The organism is Mesorhizobium sp. M0815, assembly GCF_040319995.1.
In the GTDB taxonomy this organism is placed as follows: Bacteria; Pseudomonadota; Alphaproteobacteria; order Rhizobiales; family Rhizobiaceae; genus Mesorhizobium.
Window position 1 is genome coordinate 42,135 of the sequence record NZ_JAMYOU010000030.1, and the last position, 25,290, is coordinate 67,424.

The 25,290-nt window shown below is 62.8% G+C and carries 23 protein-coding genes; 12 read left to right on the top strand and 11 right to left on the bottom strand.

Annotated elements, in window-relative coordinates:
• The first annotated feature begins 185 nt into the window (after positions 1-185).
• From NKI01_RS25490 to NKI01_RS25500, 3 genes are all read left to right on the top strand, one after another.
• A complete protein-coding gene (locus tag NKI01_RS25490; RefSeq protein ID WP_023719342.1) occupies positions 186-1,850 on the top strand; it encodes a Na/Pi cotransporter family protein in 1,665 nt (554 codons plus the stop codon).
• A gap of 123 nt (positions 1,851-1,973) precedes the next feature.
• Positions 1,974-2,183, top strand: a complete 210-nt coding sequence (locus NKI01_RS25495; protein ID WP_023678301.1) for a DUF2061 domain-containing protein — start codon at positions 1,974-1,976, stop codon at positions 2,181-2,183.
• A 128-nt stretch (positions 2,184-2,311) separates the two neighbouring features.
• Entirely contained in the window at positions 2,312-3,493 is a 1,182-nt protein-coding gene (locus NKI01_RS25500; RefSeq protein ID WP_023719343.1) for an MFS transporter, read from the top strand.
• 2 nt (positions 3,494-3,495) lie between these two features.
• Here NKI01_RS25500 and NKI01_RS25505 read toward each other — a convergent pair whose 3' ends face one another.
• From NKI01_RS25505 to NKI01_RS25515, 3 genes are all read right to left on the bottom strand, one after another.
• Positions 3,496-4,053, bottom strand: coding sequence for a GNAT family N-acetyltransferase (locus NKI01_RS25505; RefSeq protein WP_023719344.1), 558 nt, complete (start codon positions 4,051-4,053; stop codon positions 3,496-3,498).
• 209 nt (positions 4,054-4,262) lie between these two features.
• A complete protein-coding gene (locus NKI01_RS25510) occupies positions 4,263-5,345 on the bottom strand; it encodes an arginase family protein (RefSeq protein ID WP_352494940.1) in 1,083 nt (360 codons plus the stop codon).
• Positions 5,346-5,442: 97 nt separating this feature from the next.
• Positions 5,443-5,892: a GatB/YqeY domain-containing protein gene (locus NKI01_RS25515; protein WP_023719346.1), complete on the bottom strand. Its 450-nt coding sequence runs from the start codon at positions 5,890-5,892 to the stop codon at positions 5,443-5,445.
• 307 nt (positions 5,893-6,199) lie between these two features.
• Here NKI01_RS25515 and carA point away from each other — a divergent pair, with 307 nt between their 5' ends.
• Positions 6,200-7,417: a glutamine-hydrolyzing carbamoyl-phosphate synthase small subunit gene (gene carA / locus NKI01_RS25520; protein WP_352859240.1), complete on the top strand. Its 1,218-nt coding sequence runs from the start codon at positions 6,200-6,202 to the stop codon at positions 7,415-7,417.
• 9 nt (positions 7,418-7,426) lie between these two features.
• On the opposite strand, the gene NKI01_RS25525 is transcribed toward carA, so the two are convergent.
• The 3 genes from NKI01_RS25525 to ypfJ form a co-directional block, all read right to left on the bottom strand.
• Positions 7,427-8,347 (bottom strand): aldo/keto reductase, encoded by a 921-nt coding sequence (locus NKI01_RS25525; RefSeq protein WP_352859242.1) that lies wholly within the window; start codon positions 8,345-8,347, stop codon positions 7,427-7,429.
• Entirely contained in the window at positions 8,344-9,609 is a 1,266-nt protein-coding gene (locus tag NKI01_RS25530) for a TCR/Tet family MFS transporter (protein ID WP_352965117.1), read from the bottom strand. Before NKI01_RS25530 ends, NKI01_RS25525 begins: the two co-directional genes overlap by 4 nt.
• A 152-nt stretch (positions 9,610-9,761) precedes the next feature.
• Entirely contained in the window at positions 9,762-10,682 is a 921-nt protein-coding gene (gene ypfJ, locus NKI01_RS25535) for a KPN_02809 family neutral zinc metallopeptidase (protein ID WP_023719351.1), read from the bottom strand.
• 206 nt (positions 10,683-10,888) lie between these two features.
• Between ypfJ and NKI01_RS25540 the strand changes: the two genes are divergently transcribed.
• Positions 10,889-12,937: a hypothetical protein gene (locus NKI01_RS25540; protein WP_023719352.1), complete on the top strand. Its 2,049-nt coding sequence runs from the start codon at positions 10,889-10,891 to the stop codon at positions 12,935-12,937.
• Between the two features lie 34 nt (positions 12,938-12,971).
• On the opposite strand, the gene mntR is transcribed toward NKI01_RS25540, so the two are convergent.
• The gene (gene mntR, locus NKI01_RS25545) at positions 12,972-13,427 is read right to left on the bottom strand and encodes a manganese-binding transcriptional regulator MntR (protein WP_023678308.1); all 456 of its coding nucleotides are present in this window, start codon (positions 13,425-13,427) and stop codon (positions 12,972-12,974) included.
• A 236-nt stretch (positions 13,428-13,663) separates the two neighbouring features.
• On the opposite strand from mntR, the gene NKI01_RS25550 reads away from it, so the two are divergent.
• Together NKI01_RS25550 and NKI01_RS25555 are read left to right on the top strand one after the other, a co-directional pair.
• Complete coding sequence (locus tag NKI01_RS25550; protein WP_352483177.1) at positions 13,664-15,031, top strand: Nramp family divalent metal transporter; 1,368 nt, start codon at positions 13,664-13,666, stop codon at positions 15,029-15,031.
• 151 nt (positions 15,032-15,182) lie between these two features.
• Positions 15,183-15,836 carry a dihydrofolate reductase family protein gene (locus NKI01_RS25555; RefSeq protein WP_352494935.1) on the top strand — a complete coding sequence of 218 codons (654 nt, stop codon included), beginning with the start codon at positions 15,183-15,185 and terminating at the stop codon, positions 15,834-15,836.
• Between the two features lie 55 nt (positions 15,837-15,891).
• On the opposite strand, the gene NKI01_RS25560 is transcribed toward NKI01_RS25555, so the two are convergent.
• Entirely contained in the window at positions 15,892-16,761 is an 870-nt protein-coding gene (locus NKI01_RS25560) for a LysR family transcriptional regulator (protein ID WP_023719355.1), read from the bottom strand.
• Positions 16,762-16,853: 92 nt separating this feature from the next.
• Between NKI01_RS25560 and NKI01_RS25565 the strand changes: the two genes are divergently transcribed.
• The gene (locus tag NKI01_RS25565) at positions 16,854-17,453 is read left to right on the top strand and encodes a LysE family translocator (RefSeq protein ID WP_352494934.1); all 600 of its coding nucleotides are present in this window, start codon (positions 16,854-16,856) and stop codon (positions 17,451-17,453) included.
• Between the two features lie 11 nt (positions 17,454-17,464).
• Here the strand turns inward: NKI01_RS25565 and NKI01_RS25570 are convergent, their stop codons facing one another.
• A complete protein-coding gene (locus tag NKI01_RS25570; RefSeq protein WP_352494933.1) occupies positions 17,465-18,256 on the bottom strand; it encodes an SDR family NAD(P)-dependent oxidoreductase in 792 nt (263 codons plus the stop codon).
• 196 nt (positions 18,257-18,452) lie between these two features.
• Between NKI01_RS25570 and NKI01_RS25575 the strand changes: the two genes are divergently transcribed.
• Positions 18,453-18,911: a MarR family winged helix-turn-helix transcriptional regulator gene (locus NKI01_RS25575; protein ID WP_352516007.1), complete on the top strand. Its 459-nt coding sequence runs from the start codon at positions 18,453-18,455 to the stop codon at positions 18,909-18,911.
• A gap of 38 nt (positions 18,912-18,949) precedes the next feature.
• Here the strand turns inward: NKI01_RS25575 and NKI01_RS25580 are convergent, their stop codons facing one another.
• Positions 18,950-20,128, bottom strand: coding sequence for an MFS transporter (locus tag NKI01_RS25580; RefSeq protein WP_023719359.1), 1,179 nt, complete (start codon positions 20,126-20,128; stop codon positions 18,950-18,952).
• A 182-nt stretch (positions 20,129-20,310) separates the two neighbouring features.
• Here NKI01_RS25580 and NKI01_RS25585 point away from each other — a divergent pair, with 182 nt between their 5' ends.
• Both NKI01_RS25585 and NKI01_RS25590 read left to right on the top strand, forming a co-directional pair.
• On the top strand, positions 20,311-20,667 hold the full coding sequence (locus NKI01_RS25585) for an ArsR/SmtB family transcription factor (protein WP_023719360.1): 357 nt from the start codon (positions 20,311-20,313) through the stop codon (positions 20,665-20,667).
• A 90-nt stretch (positions 20,668-20,757) separates the two neighbouring features.
• On the top strand, positions 20,758-21,504 hold the full coding sequence (locus NKI01_RS25590; protein WP_352965118.1) for a metallophosphoesterase family protein: 747 nt from the start codon (positions 20,758-20,760) through the stop codon (positions 21,502-21,504).
• 116 nt (positions 21,505-21,620) lie between these two features.
• Here the strand turns inward: NKI01_RS25590 and NKI01_RS25595 are convergent, their stop codons facing one another.
• Positions 21,621-24,032, bottom strand: coding sequence for a DNA/RNA non-specific endonuclease (locus NKI01_RS25595; protein WP_352965119.1), 2,412 nt, complete (start codon positions 24,030-24,032; stop codon positions 21,621-21,623).
• A 47-nt stretch (positions 24,033-24,079) separates the two neighbouring features.
• On the opposite strand from NKI01_RS25595, the gene NKI01_RS25600 reads away from it, so the two are divergent.
• Entirely contained in the window at positions 24,080-25,183 is a 1,104-nt protein-coding gene (locus tag NKI01_RS25600) for an SH3 domain-containing protein (RefSeq protein ID WP_352965120.1), read from the top strand.
• Positions 25,184-25,290: the final 107 nt, after the last annotated feature.

Sequence of the window (25,290 nt, forward strand, 5' to 3'; positions counted from 1 at the left end):
GCCATCCATTTCCGACACGCCCCGTCGCGGGGCAACACTCGTCCGAACCGGGCAAAATTTATTATTCGGCTAAAATAAATCGGAGTAATATCAACCTCTGCAATGTCCACGATTCGCGCCCACTGTTGCCCCTTTGACTTCACCGCGCCCGCGTCGCTGGCACCTGTCGCGTTGCGGGGCCTGGCATGAGTGGCTCCGTCGTTTTGCTGCACCTTGCCGGTGCGGTGGCACTGATGCTGTTTGCTACCCGTTTGGTGAAGACCGGCGTCGAGCGCGCCTATGGCGATGTGCTGCGCCACAAACTGCGCGCCACCATGCGCAATCCCTTCATGGCGGTTCTGGCCGGCTGCGGCCTGGCGGTCGCGCTGCAAAGCTCGACCGCCGTTACCTTGCTGGTCGGCTCATTCGCCGGCTCCGGCATTGTCAGCGGCATGTCGGGCCAGCTTGCGGTGCGCGGTGCCGAGATCGGCTCGGCGCTGGTGGTCAAGCTGCTTACCTTCGATCTGTCGCTGCTGGTACCGGTCTGCCTGGTCGCCGGCACCGTCATGTTCATGGCCACCGAGCGGCGCGACTGGCGCCAGTTCGGCCGCATCCTGGTCGGCATCGGCCTGCTGCTTCTGTCGCTGGAGATGATCGGCCAGGCGTCGGAGCCGCTGCGCCAGAGCACGCTGATGCCGCTCATCGTCGATTACTTCTCCGGCGATCCGGTCACCGCCTACCTTCTGGCGGCGTTGGTCACCTGGCTGTTCCATTCCTCGATCGCCGCGGTGCTGCTTATGGTGACGCTCGCCGGCCGCGGTTTCATCCCGCCCGAACTCGGCATCGTGCTGGTGCTCGGCGTCAATCTCGGCTCTTCGATCATCGCGCCGCTTCTAACCCGCAACGCAGAACCCGGCGTTCGCATCGTGCCGATCGGCAATCTCCTGATGCGCGGCATGGGCTCTCTGATCATGCTGATCCTGTTCCTGACGTTCAAGCCGCCAGTCGCCTTCTTGGGCAGCACCGTGCCCGAGCAGATCGTCAATGCCCACATCGTCTTCAACATCCTGATCCTGATCGCCGGCCTGCCGCTGGCGCGCCTGGTCTATCGTGCCTCGGAAAAGATCGTGGCGCTGGGCACCAGGCCCCAGCCCGCCAACGCGCTCGACGTCATCGAGCTTTCGGCGCTCAACGAAAGTGCGCTCGACGTGCCGAGCCAAGCACTCGCCAATGCCACCCGCGAGGTAGTGCGGGTCTGCGAGACGGTCGAGATCATGCTGAAACGGATCATCGAACTCTATGAGAGCGCCGACGCCGACAAGATCAGTGCGCTGGCCGCGCTCGACGACCGTGTCGACAGGAAGCACGCGGCGATCAAGCTCTATCTCGCCAAGGTCACCAAGAACCCGCTGAGCGAGGACGAGGCCCTGCGTTGCCAGGAGTTGATCGGCGCCTGCGTCAAGCTGGAGCAGGTCGGCGACATCATCGTGCGCAACATGCTGGTCCATGTGAAGAAGAAATTCGAGCGCGGACTGGAGTTCACGCCGGAAGGCTGGCGCGAGCTTTGCGCCTTCCATGCCCTGGTGCTTGCCAATGCCAGGCTAGCCTTCAACGTCCTGGTGTCCCGCGATCCGGAGACCGCTCGCCAGTTGGTGCTGGAAAAGGACCGGCTGCGCGACCGCGAGAAGGAAACCAGCCAGAGCCATTTCGTGCGGCTGCGCGACGGCACCGCCAAGAGCGTCGAGACCAGCTCCATCCATCTCGACACCATTCGCGACCTCAAGCAGATCAACTCGCTGCTCGCCTCGATGGCCTATCCCGTGCTTGAGGAACGCGGCCTGCTAACCGGTTCGCGGCTGAAGGCCGGATAGATTGCGTCCACAGGCCGGTAGCTTCAGAAGCTCGCCTATGCTGTGAGCCAATGCGCAAAATTACCTTTGCGCCACCTCCTGTCTGTCGGCTAAAGATCGCCAGATCTACCGGAAGGAAAGTCGATGGACACCCATTCTCGCAGCTTCGCCAAGGCGCTTTCCTGGCGTGTCACCGGTACCATCGACACGATGATCATTTCGCTCGTCGTGACGGGAAGCATCAAGCTCGCTGCGGCCATCGGCCTGACTGAGGTCGTCACCAAGTCGCTGCTCTACTACCTTCATGAGCGGGCGTGGCTGAAAATTCCTTACGGAAGGAAGGCGGCCGCGTAGCTCTTGCCGCCGCGGCCGGCACCTGACCGGTGACAAAGAAAATCTAAAGCGGCGTCGCCAATTTCTGAATTGCCCGGTGCCCTTATCCGTGGTTTGAGGTCACCTTATCCGAGGATCGCCTTCCCGCCATGCTTCCCCTCATTGCCCTGTTCATTGCCGCCTTCGCCTTCGGCACCACCGAATTCGTCATCGCCGGCGTGCTGCCGCAGGTGGCGGATGGCCTTGGCGTCGCGATCCCGACCGCCGGCTATCTCGTTTCCGGCTATGCCGGCGGCATTGCAGTCGGCGGCCCGCTGCTGGCGCTCGCCACCAAAAGGTTCTCCCGCAAGGCCCTGCTGCTTGGACTGACTGCAGCCTTTACCATCGGCCAGGCGGCCTGCGCGCTGGCGCCCGACTTCGCCTCGATGCTGCTGTTGCGGATTGCGGTGGCCGTGGCACACGGCGCCTATTTCGGCGTTGCCATGGTGGTGGCCGTCGGCCTCGTGCGCGAAGACCAGCGCGGCATGGCGGTGGCGCTGATCCTGTCCGGCCTCACCGTATCGAATGTCATCGGCGTTCCGGCCGGCACGGCAATCGGCAACATCTGGGGATGGCGTGCGACATTCTGGGTGATGTGCGCTCTCGGCGTGGTGGCCTTCGCCGCCATCGGCGCCCTGCTGCCGCGCAAGACAGGATCGTCGAGCCCGTCCGTCAGCCTTGGCAGCGAGGTACGCGTGCTCGCACGCCAGCAGGTCTGGACCTCGCTCATCATGATGCTGATGCTGATGATCGGCCAGTTCGGCCTGTTCACCTACATCACGCCGACGCTGCTTGAGGTCACCGGCCTCGACGAGAAATGGATACCTTGGGTGCTCCTGCTCAACGGTGTCGGCGCTACAATCGGCGTCTTCGTCGGCGGGCGCCTCGCCGACTGGAAGCTGATGCCGTCGCTCATCGCAATGCTATTCCTGCAGGCGGCGATGCTCGCCTCGATCTACGCCGTCAGTCCTTACCCACTGCCGATGGTGATGGCGATCTTCGTCTGGGGCGGCCTCAACTTCGCCATCGGCACGCCGATCCAGACCCGCATCCTGACCTGGACCGCGGACGCCTCCAATCTCGCCTCGTCGCTCATTCCGTCAGGCTTCAATGTCGGCATCGCGCTCGCCGCATCGCTCGGCGCGGCGATGCTCAATGCCGGCTATGGCTATCGCAGCTTGCCGGTGGTTGGCGCGATCGCCATGCTGGTCGCGGTCGCGGTTGCGCTTGCCTCGCATGTCTGGGAATGGCGGAGCCGGGCGGCGCCGCCGCTGCCGGCTGCCGCCGAATAGGGCTACAGATCGATCCGGTAACGCAGGCTTTCCGCGCCGCCATAGGAAGCATCCTCGAAGAAACGCCCGACGAGCCCGCCGCCATTGGCCAGAACGACCTTCTGCGAGGGCACATTGTGAGGCTTGCAGGTGATTTCGACGAAGGGCAGGCCAACCGCCCTCGCCTCCTCCAGCATCAGCCGCAGCGCCTCCGTCGCATAGCCGCATCCCCGTTTCCACGGCACCACCGCATAGCCGATGTGGCCGAGCACGTGCGATGGCAGCGCCGCGGTTCCGGGCTGCCAGCGCAAGCCGATCGAGCCTGAGACTTCCCCGTCCCAGATCCAGCGCCGAAATCCAGGCAGCCGCGGCACCGTCGAACCGTCCGGCAAGACGATCGGCGGTCCCTTGCCATCAGGATCGTCGAGATCGGCAAGGAAAGTCGCTGGATCCTTTTCGATAGCCGCAAGCTGCTCGCGCGTCGCGTCGAGCAGCCGCACATTGTCCGGCGACCAGCCGCGCTCGAGGGCCGCCTTGTAGGACGGCAGGTGTTCAAACGCCGGTTTGACGAGTTCGATCATGAGCGCGAGCTTTTGGCTGTCGGCCCTCAAAGGCGGGCTTGCGGCTGTAGCGACTACGACAAAACTGCCCCGCCATCGACCGTAATTCCCAAGTTTTCCGCATTGCGCCCATGTCGCGCAATGATTGCGACCGGGCGCATAAGGCTGGCTCCGCTTGGATGAGGCAAGCCGGCCAATTGCCCGCGAACGACCGTGAGATGGATCTCGAACTATCCAAGGGCGTCTGCAAGCATCTCATTCAAGCGTGCGAATGCTGCGGACTCGTCTGGCGCATGGGCCGGATTAACTTCTGTGATGGTCAGGCCGCGCCATTGCGACAGGGCTGTCAGTTGCTTTAGCACAAAGGCGACTTGCTCCAGTTTGAGACCGTCGCAACGGCGCACATTCTCCGCAATCGGAAAATCGATAAAGGAGAGCACATCGACATCGAAGTGGATAAGCACGCAGTCAAAGCGCGCCGCCCATTCGGCCGCGCGCGCCGACGCCGCCTCGATGTCACTCAAAGCTTCCTCACGCGATATGATCTTGATCGCGTGATTTCCGATCACGGCCGCTTCGGGCGGGGTGATGTTCTCGATGCCGAAATAGAGGAGTTGCTGAGGCACGAGCATCGGGCGGGTCGGGCCGAGCCTCGCGAGCGAAGGCTCGCATCCATGGATATTGAGCAGATGGGCGACGCCGGTCCAGTCCAAGGCGCCGTCGCTCGTGTCAGGTGTGTTGAGATCGGCGTCGAAGTCAATGTAAACGAGTCCGATCCGCGCGCCGGCCGCATTCGCCCCGGCGACCGTCCCCAGTTCCACAGTACAATCGCCACCTAAAACAAGCACGTCTTCCTGCGCTGCGATCGCCGTCGCTACGTGGCTTGCGACCAACTCACAGGCGTCGCGCACGGCTTCCAGGTTCATAGCCTGCGACCGCGAAGGGTCCGGTCGCCATCGGAACGATGCAACATCGCCACGATCCCTGATGGATCTGCCTCGGTTCGTGATCGCTTCTGCGAGCCCATTTCGCCGAAAGGCCGCGGGGGCCTGTTCCTGACCCGGCGAATAGGCGCCGGCACTCGTGGCCGCACCGACAATATTCAACAAACGCGCCGCCAAATCGAAGCTCCATTTTCGCATGATCTTCTCGCAAACGTGTCCGGAGGGAGGAAGGTTCCTCCTCGACTTGAGAGGTTGCCGCCCGGCATCGGCACGAGGCCTAACAAGCAAAAAGCTCGCCGCATCGATGCCGTCGTGAGACGCCAGACGTCGAACATACAGGTTCATTCGCGCGGCCGTGGCGATGAACATGTCGGTGCGAACTGCCGTCCGCTCCGCCCGCTCCTAGCCTGGCTCCTCGCGATGGTCTCTTCGAGTCTCATGAGCACCGCTAAGGCGGGAAAAATCCCTACTGAAGCAGGCTCTTGACGATGCCGCTCGCCTTGGAGAAATCCATCTGGCCAGCATATTTCTCCTTGAGCGCCGCCATCACCTTGCCCATCTCCTTGACGCCGCTGGCACCTGTCTCGGCGATAGCGGAACGGACGGCGCTTTCCGTCTCGGCCTGGCCCAGTTGCGTCGGCAGGAAGTCGCGGATGATCGCCATCTCGTCGCGCTCCTGCGCGGCAAGTTCCGGCCGCTTGCCGTCATCGAACGCCTTGGCCGATTCCTCGCGCTGCTTCACCATCTTGGCCAGGATCTGCAGGATCTCGTCGTCGCTGGCCGGCTCCTTGCCGGCGCCGCGATTGGCGATGTCGCGATCATGAATGGCCGCCTGGATCAGCCGCAATGTCGGCAGCCGGCGCTTGTCCTGTGCCTTCATCGCGCTCTTCAGGGATTCGGCGATTTTGCCTCGCATGGTGCTTTCTCCTTCGAATGCGGCGGACAATAGCCGTGCCGAAAGCCCAAGGCAAATTCAAGTCTGTCCGGCAAATCCCTGATATTGTTCGACGAAATAAATCCAGGCACGTACGGCGCGGCATCATTGACCGCCTTGGCGCCTTCCCCTATGTACTGTGCCTTGCATGAATTGAATTCTAGTGCACGTCGCCCAAAAGTGCGTAGCGGTTTTGGGGCAACGACATGCAGCGCGCCGAGGCTGTGAGATTGCCGCTTCGCGCTTTTTGTTGCGCCGATTGAGGAGCGCAGCCTTTAGGAGTGCCGCCATGGCAACGATGACCGCCGCATCGACCCCCCCTTGGGCCACCGAGAAGCCGACCGCCCTGCTGGTGCTGGCCGACGGCACCGTCATCGAGGGCCGTGGTCTGGGCGCTTCCGGCTCCGCCGTTGCCGAGGTCTGCTTCAACACCGCGCTGACCGGCTATCAGGAGATCCTCACCGACCCCTCCTATGCCGGCCAGATCGTCACTTTCACCTTTCCGCATATCGGCAATATCGGCACCAATAACGAAGACATCGAGGATCTCAATCCGCTGGCCCGCGCCGGCGCCGTCGGCGCCGTGTTCAAGGCCGATGTCACCAACCCGTCGAATTACCGCGCCGGAACCGGTCTCGACCAGTGGCTGAAGAAGCGCGGCATCGTTGCACTTTCGGGCATCGACACGCGCGCGCTGACCGCGCTGATCCGCGAAAAGGGCATGCCCAATGCCGTTATCGCGCACGCCCCAGACGGTATCTTCGACATCGAAGACCTCAAGCGCCGCGCCGCCGCATGGTCGGGGCTTATCGGGCTTGATCTGGCCAAGGAGGTCACCTCCGGCCAATCCTCGGTCTGGCGCGAGACACCCTGGGCCTGGAACGAGGGCTTTGGCGAACAGGCCGACCCGTCGATGCACGTCGTTGCCATCGATTATGGCGTCAAGCGCAACATATTGCGCCTGCTTGCCGGCCTCGGCGCCAGGGTCACCGTGGTGCCGGCCAAGACCGGCGCCGAGGAGATCCTGGCGATGCGGCCCGATGGCATCTTTCTATCCAACGGCCCCGGCGATCCGGAAGCCACCGGCGACTACGCCGTTCCGGTCATCCAGGATCTGTTGAAGACCGATATCCCGCTGTTCGGCATCTGCCTCGGCCACCAGATGCTGGCGCTGGCGCTGGGCGGCAAGACCGCAAAAATGCATCAGGGCCACCACGGCGCTAATCATCCGGTCAAGGACCACACCACCGGCAAGGTCGAGATCGTCTCGATGAACCACGGCTTTGCCGTCGACGCCGACTCATTGCCGAGCGGCGTCGAGGAAACCCATTTCTCGCTATTCGACGGTTCGAATTGCGGCATCGCGCTCACCGGCAAGCCGGTCTTCTCGGTCCAGCATCATCCGGAAGCCTCGCCCGGCCCGCAGGATTCGCACTATCTGTTCCGCCGCTTCGTCAACCTGATCCGCGAAAAGCGTGGCGAACCGGCACTGGCCGAGCGTGTTTAGCACCCGATCTCAAGCCACCGGGCGGCCTTCGCTCGCTTCCAGGACCGCGAACCATTGCTGGCGGTCGAGCACGATATCCAGCGCCTTGACCATCCCGGCGAGCCGTTCAGGTTTCATCGTTCCCAGCACTGGCACCAGCCGGGCCGGATGGCGCAGCAGCCAGGCGATGGCGACCGCCGCGAGATCGGCGACGCCGGCTTCCGCCGCGACCGCCGCAAGCGCGGCACGCACCCGCGCTTCTCGTTCTCCCGTGCCGGTGAACAGTGATCCGCCGCCGAGCGGCGACCAGATCATCGGCGAATACGAAAGCCGCTGCGCATGGTCGAGGCTGCCATTGGTCAGCGCCGCGGTCTTCAGCACAGACACCTCGATTTGATTGGTCGCGAGCGCAAAAGGCAGCCGTGACGCCAGCAGATCGAACTGAGACGGCGTGAAGTTGGAGACACCGACTGCACGTATCTTGCCGGCCTTGACCAGCCCGGCCAATGCTGCTGACGTCTCGCCCGCGTCCATCAGCGGATCGGGCCGGTGCAGCAGCAGGACATCGAGATAGTCGGTGCCGAGATTGGCCAGCGAGCGCTCCACCGAGGCAATGACATGACCGCCGCTGGTGTCATAGTGCCTCAATCGGTTGCCCGGCCGGTTGGCTGAGTTCGCCATGATGCCGCATTTCGAGATCAGCTCAATGCCGCCGCGCTTGCCTTTCCGGTGCGCCAGCGCCGCCCCAAAGGCCGCCTCCATCTCGTAGTTGCCATAGATATCGGCATGATCGAAGCTGGTTATTCCGAGATCGACCGCCGTGTCGATCAGCCGGGCGATGGCGTCCGCGTCTGGTCGCGGATCCGCTTTGAGCAGGCGCGATGTGCCGAACGCCAGGCGCGACAGCGACAGCCCGTCCTTGGTCAGGGCGATGCGGCCGTCATGGCTCATATCTGTGCTCCGTCTTCAGCAACGCCGGACGTGACGTTTCTGAGCGCCGCCGGCTTGGCTACTTTCGTGACGAAGACGATGAGCGCCAGCGTCAGGAAAATCGCGCCGAGCAGGTAGGGCGCGCCGCCGAAGGTCACGGGCGCGTTCGGCCCCGTGAACCAGGAAAAGATCGCCGTATAAAGCAGCGGCGTGATGATCGAGGTGATCGAGAAGATCGACGTCATCGCGCCCTGGAGTTCGGCTTGTGCCGAAGGCGGCACCTTGGCGGCGGCAAGGCTCCTGAGCGGCGGATCGGCAAACGCCTCGAGGCAGCCGACGACGATCACTGCATAGATCATCCAGCCTTGCGACGCGAATGCGTAGCCGAAGGCGCTGAGTGCCGTAAATGCCAGACCGATTACCGCCGTCTTCCACTCGCCGAGCTTGGGGATCACGCGCGGCAGGACCGTCGCCATGACGATAGCCCCGCACAGGCCGAAGGCACCGAGCGAGAAGCCGATCTGTTGTTCGCTCCAGCCATAGCGATAACTGGAGACGAACGACCAGACCGCAGGATACATCATGTGCCCCAGCGTCATCAGAAAGAAGACAAGCCCGATCCAGCCGATGCCTTCGTAGTTGCGCATCTGGACAAGCGTGCCGACCGGGTTCGCGCGTTTCCACTCGAAGCGGCGACGATGCTTGCTATCAAGCGTTTCCGGCAACAGAAACAGCGCGATCAAAAAGTTTACGAAGGCAAGCCCGGCAGCGAAATAGAACGGAACGCGCGGCCCGAACGTGCCGAGCAACCCGCCCAGGACCGGCCCGATGACGAAGCCGACGCCGAAGGCAATGCCGAGCAGGCCGAAATTCTTCGCACGATTTTCGTCGGTCGAGATATCGGCAATGAATGCCGATGTCGTGGAATAGCTGGCGCCGGAAATGCCGGCCAGCACCCGGCCGATGAACAGCATCGGATAGGACCAGGCGATGGCGCAGATCAGATTGTCGATGGAAAACGTCAGCACCGAGGCGAGCAGAATCGGCCGCCGCCCGAACCGGTCGCTCAACCCGCCCATCACAGGTGCGAAAATGAACTGCATCGCCGCATAGGCGAAGAACAGCCAGCCGCCCTCGATAGCCGCCTCACTGATGCCGACGCCGGTCAATTCCCTGAGATAGGCCGGCAGCACCGGCATGATGATGCCGAAGCCGATGATGTCGAGCAGCAGGGTGGTGAAAACAAGCGCAAGGCCCCGCCTGGCGGTTTTGGGGTCTATCATGATGGTATCTCCTCGGGCCGCCCGGGGCGAAGGCGAACGCACCTTATAGGCGAACACATCGCTGGGAACAATGAGGGAACGGGCAGGGTGTTTTCATCCTGACATCCCCTGACTGCTATCCAGTCTCTCGGATTCGCGAGAAAACCGTCGGCTCAGATCGGATTGTTGAACGTGTCGCAGTCCGAAAGCTTGCCGTTCTGGAAGCCTCGCGCCAGCCAGGCCTGCCGCTGCTGCGACGTGCCGTGGTTGAAGCTTTCCGGCACGACGTAGCCCTGCATCTTCTTCTGCAGCGTGTCGTCGCCGATCTGCTTTGCGGCGTTCAATGCCTCCGCCATGTCGCCCTGTTCCAAAATGCCCTTCTGGCCGGTGAAATGTGCCCAGATGCCGGCAAAGCAGTCGGCCTGCAGCTCGACCTGCACCGACATGTGGTTGGCGTCGGCCTCGCTCATATTCTGCCGCATCTGGTTGAATTTGGGCAGGATGCCGACGAGGTTCTGCACGTGATGGCCGACCTCATGCGCAATAACATAGGCCTGTGCGAAATCGCCCGAGGCACCGAACTGCTGATCGAGTTGCTGGAAGAAGGTGGTATCGAGATAGACCTTGCGATCGTTGGGACAGTAGAATGGTCCGGCCGCTGACGAGGCCGAACCGCAGGCGGAGCGAATCTGGCCGCTGAACAGGACCAGTTTTGGATCTTGATAGGTCAGGCCCTCGGACTGGAAAATACCAGTCCAGGTATCCTCGGTCTCGGCCAGCACGGTCGACACGAACTGCTTCATCTCGTCGGAGGCCGGCGCACCGGTACCGCCGCCTTGCTCGCCGCTATTGTCGGTGATCTGGCCGCCGCCGCCGGGCTGCAAGCCGCTGTTATCGAGGATCTGACTCGGGTCGAAGCCGAAATACCACCCTGCCAGGAAAATCAATCCTACGATGATGATGCCCGACATGCCGCCGCCGCCGGCGCGACCTCCGATCGGGATGCGAAACTGCCCCGGCCCGCCGCCAAGCCCGCCGCTCTGGCCGCGCTCGTCCTCGACATTGTCACTCTGACGACGGCCCTTCCAGAGCATGGCAACCCCCGTGATGCATGTTTGCAATCAACCCGCCGATGTCCTGGCCGGTTCCAACCCAGCAAACAATTATCCCAATGGTTACGCCAAGTCACAGTATTTTTCGCGCTAATAAGCAATGCCGGCTGACGCGGGTCTGCTCTGGCTTAGACGTCGCAAGGTCTGTAGCATCCACCGTGGCTGTGGAAGCGAGGGGGCGCTTGCGGATGATCGGGCGGGTTCTGTTGCTGTTTGCGGCATTGTCTTGCCTAGGCCCCGTGCCGGCCAGCGCCGTCACTCTCGATTCCAGTGTCGCAATCACCGATCCCGAGACCTTGCAGGCGCTCGAGCGCGGCGGGCTATCGATCAGCCGTCTGCTTGGGCCAGCGCTCGGACTGACACGCGACGTCGACAATCGCGGGCTGTTTTCGGTGCGCGCGCTGAGCCCGGTCCGCAACGCCGTCAAACAGCAGATCGTAGACGAACCAAGGAACAGCCCCGACTCCTATGTAACCGCTCTGGCAAACTCGAAAGACATCACCCAGAAGTTCAATCCGAAATACATCGACGACGACGGTTCGACGCTGGACCTGACCGGCATCGTCAATCGCATGGATCGCGGCTATCTCGGCCACACCGAATGCGGCGAGATCAGGCTGATCTACCGCTTCCACTATTCGGTCGAGGAGAAGCCTGGGCAACGCATCTCGTCGCGCCTGCCGCTGACCCTGAGCCTGGTCTTCAACGCCATACCGGCTTCGGCACAGATTCGCGCCTCGAAGGACCGTCCGCGCTCGGCTAACGGTTCCTGCGCGGACGTGGCGAAGCGCTGGCTTGTCGCCGGGCAGAAGAATCTGGAGCCGGATCAACTGGCGGCCTGGCTGCGCTCGGAAGAAGGCCCGCTTTCCAGCGCGATGTTGAATTCTTCGCAGATCATGCGGCTCGAGCTCAACATGCAGGTCGTGCGCCTATCGGCTTCGAGCCGGCGCGATTTCGGCGGCCACGCTGAGTATCTGTTGAAGATATTCAAGTGGGACCCGGCCAAAGCCATTTTCCAGGAAGCGAAAATGGAGAACCAGATCGACCGCAAGCTGGTGCTGGCCGACAGGCAAACCTTCGAAAGATGGCTGCTCACCGATCGCAACATCTATGATCTCGACCGTGGCCGCCTGGTGATCGACGAAAAATTCCTCGCGACCACCGCGGTTTCGGTGGCACCCGGCGGTATGAGCCGGTCGCAAAACAATTTGGCTTTTGGGCTGCTCGACGACGATGCTATCGACAAAGCGCTCAAGGACTATGTCGCAAAGGGCAATACGCTTCGCACCGTCAAATCGGTGGCCGGCTTCAATCTGCGCCTCAACGAGATGACCTGCACCGGCTGTCACCAGACGCACGGCATCGCCGGGTTCCATTACACCGGCGCCGACCCGGCCAGCGAACCGCGCCGCAACGCGGTGTTCGTGCCGGGCTCGGCTGTGTTTTTTGCCGACCTGCCGCGCCGCCGCGCCATTGTCGAGTCGTTCGCCGCTGGCAGACACCCGGATTTCAGCCGCGGCTTTGCCGGCCGTCCGGAGGCAAAATACGCCGAAGCGCTGAAAGGCACCGATCTCTACAATGGATGGGGCTCGATCTGCTATCGCGGCGCCGACCCAAGTTTCGTGGACTGGACCTGCGACGAAGGCCTGCGTTGCGCCGGGGTCCACGAGAGCGCCATCCATCCGGGCTTTGGTACCTGCGTCAGCGAGGCCGGCACCGCAGTCGGCGATCCGGTGGAGTTCGGCGAGATCAGGATGTCGAAATGGGGCAACGACCAATATTGCCGTCTGTCACCGGCAACCGCGAAGGCCTGCGCCATCGACCCGGCCAGGGACAGAAAACCGCCGATAAAGCTCGCCGGCTATGGCGCGGCGCGCCAGCGTTACGATAATCCCGAGCAGAAGACTGGCGGCTTTCCCGGCGGCATGCTGCGCAAGGCGACCTGCGAAAAGCTGCCCGACGAGGCAAGCTGCGGCCGCCTCGCCAAGACCGGCTTCAACGACTGCATAGGCTCCGGCAAGGACCACGAATTCTGCACCAGGGAATTCACCAAGACCGCTGGCCTGCGTGCTTGCGACAAGGCCCATCCCTGCCGCGAGGACTATATCTGCACCGCCGGTTTTGACGATCTGCCGGAAGCAAAGCCCGGCAAGGGCACTTGCATCCCACCCTATTTCATCTTCCAGTTTCGCGTCGATGGTCACCCGCGCAACTGGGTGCAGGATACGAACGAGTGAGCAGGTCAGTCGCACTGCATATCGCTTCGATCAATCAGCGGGCGGCGATTATTGCCTTGCGAAAGGCTTCGAGCGTCTCGGCGCTGACATGGTGCTCGATGCCTTCGGCGTCGATGCGCGCCGTCTCGGCGCTGACGCCGAGCGAGCGCAGGAAAGCCTCGACCGTCTGGTGGCGAATGCGGCTCTCTTCCGCAACCTTCCGCCCGGCATCGGTCAGGAACACGCCGCGATAGGGTTTCCGGGAGACCAGCCCGTCTGCGCACAGCCGCGTCAGCATTTTCGCCACCGTCGGCTGGGCGACGCCGAGCCGTGCCGCGATGTCGACCTGGCGCGCCTCGTTGCCGTCCTCGATCAGGTCGGCGATGAGCTCGACATAATCCTCGACCAGCGCGCTGCGGCGCGCTTCACGCGTCTGCCGGAACCCTTCCGAGTGGATTTCTGCGTCAGGCAGCGGCTTTTCGCGAGGAACCGGTCTTTTCTTCAGCGCCAATACGCGCTCCTCCCGGCAGTTTGAATCGGCATTGCAGTCATAACACGGAACCCTATTGGTTCTGGCCGTTTATTTCCATTCGGTGGCCGGCGCAACCGGCGTTCACTGCCGTTCCGGTCGCACCGTCAAGTGGGCACACGAAAAAGCATGAACAATGAAATATAGCATATTGCATAATGTTCAGCCGTGGCATAGATAAGGAGACAACATCGATCGTTCCAGTGGAAAGCCATCTCATGTCGGAAGCCGAAGCCACCTCAGCCCCCCGATCCATGTGGCGATTTGCCCGCCCGGAAGACGACGAGCAGCCCAGCCTTCGCGAAGTCAACGCAACGATCGCGGTGCCGCACTCGGGGATCTGGCTTCGCCGGCTGTTCGCCTTCGTGGGGCCGGGCTACATGGTTTCGGTCGGCTACATGGATCCGGGCAATTGGGCGACCGACCTCGCCGGCGGTGCCCAGTTCGGTTACACGCTGCTATTCATTATCATGTTGTCGAACCTGATGGCGATCCTGCTGCAGGCGCTCGCCGCCCGGCTCGGCATCGCCACCGGCCGTGACCTTGCGCAGGCGTGCCGCGCCTATTACCCGCGGCCGGTCAATTTCATGCTGTGGGTCGCTTGCGAACTGGCCATCATAGCGTGCGACCTGGCCGAGGTCATTGGCACGGCGATCGCCTTGCAACTGCTGTTCGGGATTCCGCTGATCGGCGGCGCCATCATCACCGCGCTCGATGCCTTCCTGCTGTTGTTGCTGATGAACAAGGGCTTCCGTTTCCTCGAGGCCTTCATCATAGCGCTTTTGATTATCATCTTCGGCTGCTTCGCCATTCAGATCTTTGCCGCCGCGCCGCCGGTCGGCTCCATCCTGCACGCCATGTTCGTGCCGTCGTCCGAGATCGTCACCAATCCGGCGATGCTTTACATTGCCATCGGCATCATCGGCGCCACGGTGATGCCGCACAATCTCTATTTGCACTCCTCGATCGTGCAGACCCGCGCCTACGAGCGCACCGATCGCGGCAAGCGCGACGCCATCAAATGGGCGACGACCGACTCGACCATCGCGCTGATACTGGCGCTGTTCGTCAATGCTTCCATCCTGATCGTGTCGGCGGTGGCGTTCCACGGCACCGGTCATCATGACGTCGCCGAGATCGGCCAGGCCTTCGAGCTGCTGTCGCCGCTACTCGGCCTCGGCATTGCTTCCATTCTGTTTGCCGTGGCGCTGCTTGCCTCCGGCCTGAACTCGACGGTGACGGCGACGCTGGCCGGCCAGATCGTGATGGAAGGCTTCTTGCGGCTGCGCATCCCGCAATGGGCGCGCCGCCTGCTGACGCGCGGCATCGCCATCATCCCGGTGGTGGTCGTCACCGCCCTCTATGGCGAGAAGGGCACCGGCCAGTTGCTGGTCTTCAGCCAGGTGATCCTGTCGATGCAGCTTCCCTTCGCGGTCGTCCCGCTGGTGCAGTTCGTCTCGGACAAGCGCAAAATGGGCAATTTCGCCATTTCCCGCGCCGTCGCCGTGCTGGCCTGGGTGGTTGCCGCCCTCATCCTGGTGCTCAACTTCAAGCTGCTCTACGATACGGTCGTCGGTCTGGGCTGAGCGTCTGCTCCAAACTGACGCAACTAAGGTCGGCAGTCATCCGCCCTTCCAGCCCTGGAAATTTGCCGGCCGCTGTCGGACAAATGTCCGTTCGCCCGTCCTTGGCTCGAAGTCCGGCCATGACGGCACGGATCAGGGAAAGGGAGCTCCAATGAGGAAGATCATCGCCGCAACATTCGTCAGCCTCGACGGCGTCATGCAAGCGCCCGGCGGCCCGCACGAGGACCCGGTCGGCGGCTTCAAGTTCGGCGGCTGGACGTTCCACTACTGGGACGATGTGATGGGCGCCGCCATGGGCGAGACGTTTTCAAAACCGTTCGCGCTGCTTCTCGGCCGCAAAACCTACGACATCTTCGCCGCCCACTGGCCTTATCAGAAGAATGACCCGATCGCCGACAGCTTCAACGCCGTCACCAAATATGTGGCGACGCACAGGCCAGATACGCTGTCCTGGCAAAACAGCCAGCCGCTCGGCAGCGACGTCGTGGCGACATTGCGCCGGATGAAGCAGGAGGACGGCCCGGACCTGCTCATTCAGGGATCGAGCGAGCTGATCCAGACCTTGCTCGCCAATGACCTGATCGACGAGATCAGCCTGCTGATTTTCCCGCTGGTGCTGGGCAAGGGCAAAAAACTGTTCGGCAGCGGCACAATACCTGCCGCCTTCAAGCTGACCCGCTCGCAGGCATCGACCACCGGTGTCATCATGGCGAGCTATGAACGCTCCGGCGAGATCAAGACCGGGTCCTTTGCCACGGAGCAGCCGTCCGAAGCCGAGATCGAGCGGCGCAAGAACTGGAAATAGAGGCTGCCGAGGCGATCAAGGACGGCTGAACACTGGCCGTCCTTTTTGCTGTTTTCTAAGCCGCCTCCCGTCGCCGTGCCAACCCATCGCGGAGGTGGCCTGCGAACGCCAGTGCAGCCGGCGCAAGGCCGTGCTTCGGCAAATGCAGATTGATCGAAAAATTCGGCAATGACGGCAGTTCCGGATCGTTGGCCAAAATATCAAGGTCGGCAGGCACGGTCGATGCCAACCAGGTGGTGACGGCCAAGTCCGAACGCACCGTCGCTGTCGTCGCGTCGATGCTGCCGTTTTCGAATACGGTGCGCCATTCCAGCCCGTGCTCGTTAAGCGCCTCCAGCACCACCGGGCGGAACGCACAGGTCTCGGCCACCATCGAAACCGGCAAGGGGCGCTTGCTGCGAGCCCCGCCGCCTTTGGCGCCGACCCAAACCAGCCGGTCGACAACAAGGCATTCGCCGGCCGACCGACCGATCGGCTCCTCGATCACCGCGAGCTCTATCGTGCCGGCCGCCAAGGCCGCAGCCAACTCCGGCGACGAAGCACAGATCAGCGAAATCTCGACCTGCGGATACGCCTCGGCATAGGCCTTGAGCACCGGCGCAAGCAAGGTGCCGACAAGGTCATACGGCACGCCAAGCCGCACCTGACCGGCAACCGCATCGCCCGCCATCTCCGCCAGGATCTCGTCATTGAGGGAAAGCAGGCGCTTGCCCTTGCCGAATAATCGCTCGCCGGATCGGGTCAACCGCAATCCACGCCGGTCGCGCTCGAACAGCCTGCAGCCGAGAACCTCTTCCAAACGCTTGATCTGCTGGCTGACGGCACCTTGCGTCAAATGCAGCGCATTCGCTGCTGCCGTCATGCTGGCCTTATCGGCAACGGTGACGAAGGTTCGGATCAAGGCGGTATCGAGATTGCGAGCCATCTGACTATTATGCTTCTTAATAGCGACCATCGCAAACATTGCATTTACTGATGAGCCAAAAGACCTACCGTGCAGGCTTCAAAGGAAGCAGCATGCTTGAAACCGTCCTTCCCCTCGTGCTGTTCGCGCTGGTCTCAACCTCAACGCCCGGCATGGCCACGACCTTGTCGACGGCGTCCGGCGCGCAGTTCGGCTTTCGCCGCTCTATACCGCTGATGGCCGGAAGTGCGGCCGGCCTGGCCACGGTGGCTGCGGCAGGTGCTGCCGGGCTCGCCGGTCTGCTGGCCGCCGCCCCTTCTTTGCAACTGGCAATGAAAATAGCCGGCACCCTCTATCTGGTATGGCTTGCCCTCAAGATCGGCCGCAGCGGCCCGCCCAATCTGAACGTGACCATGGCAAAGCCGAACAGCTTTTTGGGCGGCGCCGGCCTGCAATGGATGAACCCAAAGGGCTGGGCCATGGGGCTGGGAGCGGCGGCATCTTTTGCCGCGCTCGCCAGCGGGCCACTGCAGCTCGCCTTGCTGCTCGGCACGGTCTTCGGCCTTGCCGCGGCGCTATCGCTGGCGGCGTGGTGCGTGGCGGGCACGCTGCTCGCCCGGTTGCTGCGAACCGAGCGGCAGTGGCGCATCCTCAACGCCGTGCTTGGCTTGCTGCTGGCCGCCTCGATCATTCCGATGTGGCGGACAGCGTAAGACCAGTTATTTCAGGCAGCGTAGCGTGCCGCCGGCTTGCCGGCCAGCAGGCTACCGAAGAAGCCTTGTCGGACGCCAAGAAAGGCATCCACCCCGGCAACGTCGGCAAGACCCGGTGCCGTGAACGCTTCACCCTTGGCCAGGCCGGCAAGCGCGGCATCGACCAGATCGTCCGCAGTCATGACAATCTCTTGGGGCACATTGGCAATATCGCTTCCGGCGACTTCCCAGAACTCGGTCCGCGTGGCCCCCGGCAGCACGACCTGTACGGCTACACTGCTGTCGGCGACTTCCCGCTGCAGGGCCTCGGTGAAGTTGACGACATAGGCCTTGGTGCCGCTATAGATGCCGCCGAACGAGGTGTCGAAGGCCAGCACCGAGGCGATGTTGACGATGGCGCCGCGGTTGCGCGCCAATAGTCCCTGCAGCACCGCGCGCGTCAGCCGGGTCAGCGCCACCACATTGACCTTGATCATGCGCTCGGCGACATCGGCGTCGGCCGTTGCCACCACCTGCGCGCCGCCAAGGCCGGCATTGTTGACCAGCAGCGTCACGCTGTCGTCGGTTGATATCGCCTGTTCGACCCGTCGCAGATCGGCGTCGTCGGCCAGGTCGGCGCTGATGACGCTGACCTTGATGCCATACGCGTAGCGGAGCCTCTCCGCCAATTCCTCCAGCCGGTCGGCGCGCCGCGCCACCAGCACCAGATCATACCCTTGGCCGGCGAGCCGGTCGGCATAGACCGCCCCGATGCCGGAAGAGGCGCCGGTGACGACCGCCGTGCCTTTGTCCTGATTGCTCATTGTCTTGTTCCTTCTGGTTCGATCCCAAATGCCGGTGCCGCAGCGCAACACCCTTGCTTCGACTGGCAGATCGATTAATGGCATATGCCACTATCGATACGTAGGCATATGCCACCATCTTGTCAATCCGCGGAGCAAGGACTATTTCTGGTTTGCATCGAGGGTCCCTTCCGGTCCCCTCATCGGAAATCCGCCAATGTCCCAAACCACCCTGCCCGGCCTGGTGTTTTGCAACAACGCCATGCTACGCCGCGCAACGCGGAAACTCGGCCAGTTCTATGACGATGTGCTCGCGCCCTCCGGCATTAAGGCCACGCAGCAGGGCCTGCTCTATCAAATCCACGTCGGCAATGAACCGACCATGGGTGCCATTGCCGCAGCCCTCGTCATGGACCTGTCGGCCCTCGGTCATACGCTGAAGCCGCTGATCCGGGACGGTTATGTCGAGGCCTTCGCCGACCCTGCCGATCGCCGCATCAGGCGCGTCAGGCTGACACCGCAGGGCTGGACCAAGCTCGAAGAAGCTCTGAAGCTGTGGCAAGTCGCCCAGCAGCGCTTCGAGGAGATGTTTGGAAAAGAGCAGGCGGCAAGCCTGCGAGCGGCGCTGGACGAAATCGCCGCGTTGGATTTTGACGCAGCGCCGGCCGCGAGTTGAATTATCGGCGGCCGGCAGCCAAGCTTTGCTAACAAGCCTTATTCGGCCGGCATCGCCACCGGACGTGCGGCCAGGTGTCCCGCCAGCATCACGCCCAAACCAATGATCGGGAATGCCGCCGCGACCACGCCGAGGTCGGCCGGTGCGCCATAGCGCAGCACCGCGGCGCCGACCACGGCCCCCAGTGCGACGCCGAGATAGAGCGCCGAAGCGTTCAGCGACAGCACGATGGGCGCGGCATCGGGCGCCAGCTTGATGATGCGGCTGGCCTGCGCCGGTGGGAACGCCCAGCCGACGATACCCCACGGCACCATCATGGCCATCAGTGCCGGCCCGGCGATCTCGCGCGGCAGGAATGTCGGGATCAGCGAAAACGTGACCAGCATGGCGGCACTCAGCGCCAGCGACCAGCAGACGGTGCGCGTCGCGCCGAAACGGTCGGCGGCCTGCCCACCGCCGATATTGCCGATGACCGCGCCGACGCCGAAGGCGAGCAGCATTCCAGGTAGCGCGATCGGGCTCAGGCCGCCGCCTTCGATGGCGAGCGGCGCGACAAAGGCAAAGACAGTGAAGGCGCCGATCAGTGCCAGGATCGTCGTCACCAGGATGGGCATGACGCCGGGGCGAAGTGCCGCTGCCAATCGCATCCGGAGCGGCAGCCTGGTGCCGACGATGCCGCGCGGCAGCCGGTACCACAGGATCGCGCCGGCGAGCGCGCCAAGGCCGGCAATGGCAAAGAAGGTGCCGCGCCAGCCGGCAACCGTCGCAACAAGCGCGCCAAGCGGCGCGCCGACCGCCACCGCAACCGTGGTGCCGCCGACGACCACGGCAATGGCGCGGGCGCGGTGATGATCGTCGACAAGCGCAACGGCCGTTCCCTGCGCGGTCGCCGCGAACAGGCCTGACGACAGCGCCATGACGATGCGCGCGATCAACAGCAATTCGAAGGAGGAACTCAGCGCCGCGGCGACGTTGCCCAACACGAAGAACACCAGCGTCCACAGGATGACGCGGCGCCGGTCCCATTCGCCAGTCAGCGTTGCCAGGATCGGCGTGCCGATCGCATAGGCGAGCGCAAACGCCGTGATCAGCGTGCCGGCGAGCGGAACGGAGATGGCGGCATCCTTTGCAATGTCGGGCAAAAGGCTGGAGATGACGAAACCTTCGGTCGAAATCGTGAATGATCCGAGCGCAAGCCAGATGAGGCGCTTATCCATGGCAATTTCCTTAGTTCAAAGGTTATTGAACAATTGGACATAACAGGGCATGATGTCAATGAGCTTGTGCAGACTAATCGAACCCTACTGACAGCCCTGTGTCAGGACAGGCCCGAATACCACCAGAACCGCGAAGGATCAGATGCGTTGAAATCGGCCCCGAATGTGCTTAATTCCTGGTCATGACCTTGCCCCATCCCACCGCCGACCAGATCAGCCTGCCGAACGTGCTTGCCGTGCTCGGCGACCCGACGCGACTGGCCATCGTGCGCTATCTCGCGAGCAAGGAGGGCGTGCCGCTGAATTGCAGCCGGTTCCTCGACCTCTGCTCGAAGACCAATCTGAGCTACCATTTGGCCAAGCTGCGTGAGGCCGGCGTTACCCGCACCGAGGCGGTTGGCACCAGCCGGCTGATCACGCTGCGCCGTGACGATCTCGACCGCCGCTTCCCGGGCCTGCTCGACAGCGTGATTGCCGCGGCCGGCGACGATGCATCGTTGCCGGCGGTCGGCGGCCATGAGATCGAAGTCCGCGCCTAGAGCGACCCCGAAGCTGCATTCCGCTCTCGCCCGCTTCGCGAGGTGAGGAAGATAATTGTCCTCCAGCCATTCCAACAAACGGAGCCTGCTATGCGCATTGCCGTCCTCGCCGACATCCACGGCAATGTCCTGGCGCTCGACGCCGTGCTCGATGATCTGCGGCGACGCGGCAGCGCCGACCTCATCGTCAATCTCGGCGATTGCGTTTCCGGCCCTCTCTGGCCGCGCGAGACTATGGAGCGGCTCGAAGCGCTCGAGCTGCCGACGGTGCGCGGCAACCACGACCGCCGCGTTGCCTACGACACCGCCGACGAGACCATGTGGCCTTCCGACCGCTACGCGCATGAACGGCTGGCGGCAGCCCAGCGCGAGGCGCTGTTCGCGCTGCCCGTCACGCTGGAGGTGGCGCCTGGCGTGCTCGCCTTCCATGCCCGGCCCGACCACGATGAAAAATATCTTGCCGACGCGATAGTCGACGGCCGGCTGGTGCGCGCCCCGCTGGCTGCCATCGAGCGGCGGCTCGGCGCGATCGATCCCGCCTGCCGCATCATGCTTTGCGGTCACAGCCACCGCAGCGAGCTGGTCCGCATTCCCGGCGGTCCGGTCATTTTCAATCCAGGCAGCATCGGCTGCCCGGCCTATCACGACGACACGCCGCCGGCGCATGTCTCCCAACAAGGCTCGCCGCACGCCCGCTATGGCATCGTCGACCTGCATCCCGATCGCTTCGAGGCCATCGCCGTCGATTACGACCATGAGGCGGCAGCGCGTCAGGCCGAGCAGGCGGGACGGCCGGAATGGGCTCACGCGCTAGGCACCGGCTTCATGCCGGGTTGACCGCGTTCATACCGGGCCGAACGAGGAACAGGCTGAGCTTGCCCATGCCAGGCTGAACGGATGACCGCCTTCGAGCGGCAGGCAAGCAGCCTCAGAAGCCGCGACCGGTCCAATCTTCACTTGTCGGACGCGGATCGCTTCGATCGCCTGGCAGGACGTCCGGTGCTGGCCGCCGAAATCTTGGTCACTGAAGTCTTGGGCGATGAAGCCTTTGGCCGTGAGGTCTTGGGCGCCAGTTGCGTTGGGTTGAAAGTCTGTGCGGGGGCCGATTCGGATCCGGCCCGAATGTCGGCGTCGCGCACCTGCTGGCCAAAGTTCAGGCCAGTCAGTTCTTCAATCTCGGCCACCGTCGAAAGGAACTCCGATACCCTGGCAATTTCAAGCGGGTCGTCGAATGCCTCGGCACGCCCACCGAACGCTTCGGGCATCACTTCCAAAACCGGCTTTTGATCCGCCAGCAGCGCGATGGCGCGCAGGTCAGCTTGATCGGACCACAGCGCGATCTTCCAGAACTTCAGCGGAACATGGCTGTTGAAGCGGTAGGGAGGATCGTCCTCGCGGAACACTGGCCCGGCAAACACCGTGACACGGCCTCGCGTCGTATAGGCGTTGCGCAGCACATAGGTTTCCACCGCGCGCCATCTCAGTTTCCCCTTGGAGCCGGGATGGTCAAGCGAGCTTCCCTGATTGAAGAAGCCGACTTGCGGCGCAGCATTGGGATAGAAGAACGTGTCCCGCTCTGCCGCGACGGCCTCCTGATCCACCCCCCATGCAGGGTCGCCGCGAAGCGTAATATGGCCCTTCTGGAACATTCGAGCTATTCGTTCCTTGGATTTTGGGACGGGAAATCCAGGCACATTCTGGCTCGAATAGAATTCCTGGGTCATCTGCTCGCCAGGGTCGATGCGACGGTCGGGCCGGAAAGCGTCGCTGGCTTCCGAACCGGAAATCGACTCCACTCCCAACTCGACAAGCGACGGGTTGTCGATGACGGTCTTGTCGTCACGATTGACCGCCTTGGTGCGGGATCCATCGATATTGCAGGCGGTGACGAAGGCAAGCCTGCGATCGGCGTTCATCAAGATCGAAAAATGATGATAGCGCAATTCGTGTGGATCCTCGCCAGGTTTGGCAAGAAGGTTCTTGGCCAACCGGTAGGGTGAATTGGCAACCGTCGGCATTGGCAGGACAAAGCCCGGTATGAAGCCGGGTTCATACCCTCCGCGATCGTCGAAATCCTCCGTTTTCCAAGCCGCTGCCTCGGCGATTGCTAACTTCGCGGGTTCACTTGCCGGGCCTTTGCCGTCGCTTCGTCTCGCATCGCCGCCGTCGCGGTCGATCAACGGCGCCCGGACATTTATCTCGACGGGAAAAGTCCAGGTGACCGAGCCATCGGCGTTGTGTCTCGTCGCCGGTGGATTGTCATCCGGTTCCGGCCGCTGCACCGGCTTGTCCAGCACATCTTCGCGAATGTCGGCGTTCAGCCGAACTGTCTCGTCCATCATGCGCGGCGTGCCGGCCCAAATCGCCAGAGCTTGCGAAACCGCCGATGCCGAGGAGCCCGGCAGCCTGGACTTTTTAGCGCCCAGATCGTCAACGATGGCGCTGATCCGTATGCCTTCGTTGATCTCGCGCGCAAGCGCATAGCCACCTATGCCCGTCACCTCGTGGAACGGGCCGGCCCAATGGTGCAGGGCAATTGGCTCCCATTCATTGTTGAAAACCGGTGAACCGGACGAACCCTGTTCGGTATCGGCAACATAGTGCAGCACTTGAACCGTTTCGTCGCGGGCCACCAGCCGGTTTTCACGCAGCACCAGTTCCTTGAAGCGGCCATCGGGGTGCTGAACGATGTTGGCGATTTCGCCAAGCATATGCTTGTCGCGCGCGTCCGACAGCGAGATAAAACCGAACTCCTCCAGTTCCTTTGGGCCGGAACGCCGCTCACCGACCCCGATCAGCGTATAGTCCAGACCCTCTATGCTATCGGTCACGAAACAGAATTCAGGATCGAGCAGGAACGTCGTCGGCGTACGCACGGCATTCGCACCGTCCTGCTCATAATCGAACTGGACCTGGAAGCGCCGGGAATCCGCCGGCGACGAAATCACATGGTTGTTTGTGAGGAACAGCCTTGGCCCGACCAGGAAACCCGATCCTTGTGGATTGCCGTTGAGAAAGGCAACGCGGCCGACCGCATCGGCCACACGGCGCCCACGCTCCAGAAATGCGACACCGATGAAATCGAGCGTTGGGCCGAGAATTGCCTCCGGTCCTGGCTGTTTGGCGGCGGCCTTTCTCTCCCCGGCAGACCTCATGTCGATTGCTGCCGATATCATCTCCGCTTCGGTGCGGCTGAGCGACGCTTTTACCTGCAACCTGTCGAGTCGCCTGGAGAGGGTCTGTTCGGCGGCCAGCGGATTGCCGTTGGCGATGTGACCAAGTGAAGCCTCAATTTCCGCGCGCGTTTTCTTGATACGCTGGCGAACTATGTTTTCCACTTGCGCGAATATTTCAAGGTCGACCATCTTTCCCTCCCAAACCTTACTTGAGAGAGTGCATATTTACATGAAATGTGCAATATTTTGCCGGCTTTCAGCTCACGGAAGTGGCCTGCTCCGCGATTCAACACGCGGCACCTTACTCATTTTCGGGGCTTACACAGCGCCGCCTCGTCACCTATAAAAACCGGCTGGCGTGCGATGGCGTTTCCGTGCCTGGCCGCGCCTTCGGCAATGCAACCTACCGCCCATGGCAGATGATTAGGCGCACAGTAACACTCCCGACGACGCTGCTTGCGGTGATTGCCGCTCCGCTGATGCTGGCGGGCCCGCCGGCCAGTGCCCAGGAGCCGGAGCCCATCATCTCGATTGTGACTGGTCTCGCTCCGGGTGATCTCCTGAACGTGCGCGCCACGGCATCGGCGATGGGCAAGATCGAGGCGCGGCTGCCGATTGGTTCGAGCTTGAAAAATCTCGGCTGCGGCGACGTCAGCGGCCATCGGTGGTGCAAGGTTGAAGACATTGACGACCCCAAGCTGAGCGGATGGGCGCCCGCGCGCTACCTCGACCCTATCAATCCCCAGCAAGTGACACCCCAGGCGGCGGCCAATACGGAGAGCCCTGCCTCTCAACCGCTGCCCGATCTGACAACGCGCCTCGGCGCGACCGCTCCCGAAACGGAGCTGAACTCCGCTGACGCAATCGGCAGGGTGGCGATCGAGGATGCTTACCGCCTGGCCCTGGCCGCTGGAAACCCCTCGACCGGACAGGTTGATGGATCGGCGCCCGCGGCAATGGGTCCCGTCCAAAATTTCGGCGCGGCCAACGCGGCGCCTCCGCCCGACGCACAGACCGTTGCGCGGCTTCAGCCGCCGGGGACACCGGTCCCTGGTGCTGGCAACGCCATCCCTTGCGCGCGCTATCTCGGCCAGCCGATGACCAACTGCAAGGCGGCGGTCGTGCGCACCGGCGACAAGACCGACGTGACCGTGACATGGCCCGATGGCGGCACGCGCATCATCAGCTTCAAGGCCGGCAAGCCGGCCGGCTCAAACGGGCCCGGCGAATTCCGCTTCACGCGCGAAGGCAGCCTGAACATGATCCGCATCGGTGCTTCCGAGCGGTTCGAGATCACGGATCAGTTGGCTGGGTTAGGGAATAAGGCAGTAGGGCAGTAGGGCAGTATGTTTAAAAGGGCGCTGGGACTGTCGGGAATTCTGTGCGCGAGGCCATGATGATGGAAAGGAGAGAATCATCGCATGGCTATTGAGAAGGAACTTCTGGA

Excerpts from the sequence above, each read along its gene's own strand:
- NKI01_RS25515 (WP_023719346.1), bottom strand. The coding sequence starts at position 5,892 with ATGCGAGGCAAAATCGCCGAATCCCTGAAGAGCGCGATGAAGGCACAG.
- NKI01_RS25530 (WP_352965117.1), bottom strand. The coding sequence starts at position 9,609 with ATGATAGACCCCAAAACCGCCAGGCGGGGCCTTGCGCTTGTTTTCACC.
- ypfJ (WP_023719351.1), bottom strand. The coding sequence starts at position 10,682 with ATGCTCTGGAAGGGCCGTCGTCAGAGTGACAATGTCGAGGACGAGCGC.
- NKI01_RS25585 (WP_023719360.1), top strand. The coding sequence starts at position 20,311 with ATGACCTTGCCCCATCCCACCGCCGACCAGATCAGCCTGCCGAACGTG.
- NKI01_RS25495 (WP_023678301.1), top strand. The coding sequence starts at position 1,974 with ATGGACACCCATTCTCGCAGCTTCGCCAAGGCGCTTTCCTGGCGTGTC.
- NKI01_RS25570 (WP_352494933.1), bottom strand. The coding sequence starts at position 18,256 with ATGAGCAATCAGGACAAAGGCACGGCGGTCGTCACCGGCGCCTCTTCC.
- NKI01_RS25500 (WP_023719343.1), top strand. The coding sequence starts at position 2,312 with ATGCTTCCCCTCATTGCCCTGTTCATTGCCGCCTTCGCCTTCGGCACC.
- NKI01_RS25505 (WP_023719344.1), bottom strand. The coding sequence starts at position 4,053 with ATGATCGAACTCGTCAAACCGGCGTTTGAACACCTGCCGTCCTACAAG.
- NKI01_RS25565 (WP_352494934.1), top strand. The coding sequence starts at position 16,854 with ATGCTTGAAACCGTCCTTCCCCTCGTGCTGTTCGCGCTGGTCTCAACC.
- NKI01_RS25555 (WP_352494935.1), top strand. The coding sequence starts at position 15,183 with ATGAGGAAGATCATCGCCGCAACATTCGTCAGCCTCGACGGCGTCATG.
- NKI01_RS25560 (WP_023719355.1), bottom strand. The coding sequence starts at position 16,761 with ATGGCTCGCAATCTCGATACCGCCTTGATCCGAACCTTCGTCACCGTT.
- NKI01_RS25490 (WP_023719342.1), top strand. The coding sequence starts at position 186 with ATGAGTGGCTCCGTCGTTTTGCTGCACCTTGCCGGTGCGGTGGCACTG.
- NKI01_RS25550 (WP_352483177.1), top strand. The coding sequence starts at position 13,664 with ATGTCGGAAGCCGAAGCCACCTCAGCCCCCCGATCCATGTGGCGATTT.
- NKI01_RS25580 (WP_023719359.1), bottom strand. The coding sequence starts at position 20,128 with ATGGATAAGCGCCTCATCTGGCTTGCGCTCGGATCATTCACGATTTCG.
- NKI01_RS25575 (WP_352516007.1), top strand. The coding sequence starts at position 18,453 with ATGTCCCAAACCACCCTGCCCGGCCTGGTGTTTTGCAACAACGCCATG.
- NKI01_RS25595 (WP_352965119.1), bottom strand. The coding sequence starts at position 24,032 with ATGGTCGACCTTGAAATATTCGCGCAAGTGGAAAACATAGTTCGCCAG.
- NKI01_RS25510 (WP_352494940.1), bottom strand. The coding sequence starts at position 5,345 with ATGTTCATCGCCACGGCCGCGCGAATGAACCTGTATGTTCGACGTCTG.
- NKI01_RS25590 (WP_352965118.1), top strand. The coding sequence starts at position 20,758 with ATGCGCATTGCCGTCCTCGCCGACATCCACGGCAATGTCCTGGCGCTC.
- carA (WP_352859240.1), top strand. The coding sequence starts at position 6,200 with ATGGCAACGATGACCGCCGCATCGACCCCCCCTTGGGCCACCGAGAAG.
- NKI01_RS25525 (WP_352859242.1), bottom strand. The coding sequence starts at position 8,347 with ATGAGCCATGACGGCCGCATCGCCCTGACCAAGGACGGGCTGTCGCTG.
- NKI01_RS25540 (WP_023719352.1), top strand. The coding sequence starts at position 10,889 with ATGATCGGGCGGGTTCTGTTGCTGTTTGCGGCATTGTCTTGCCTAGGC.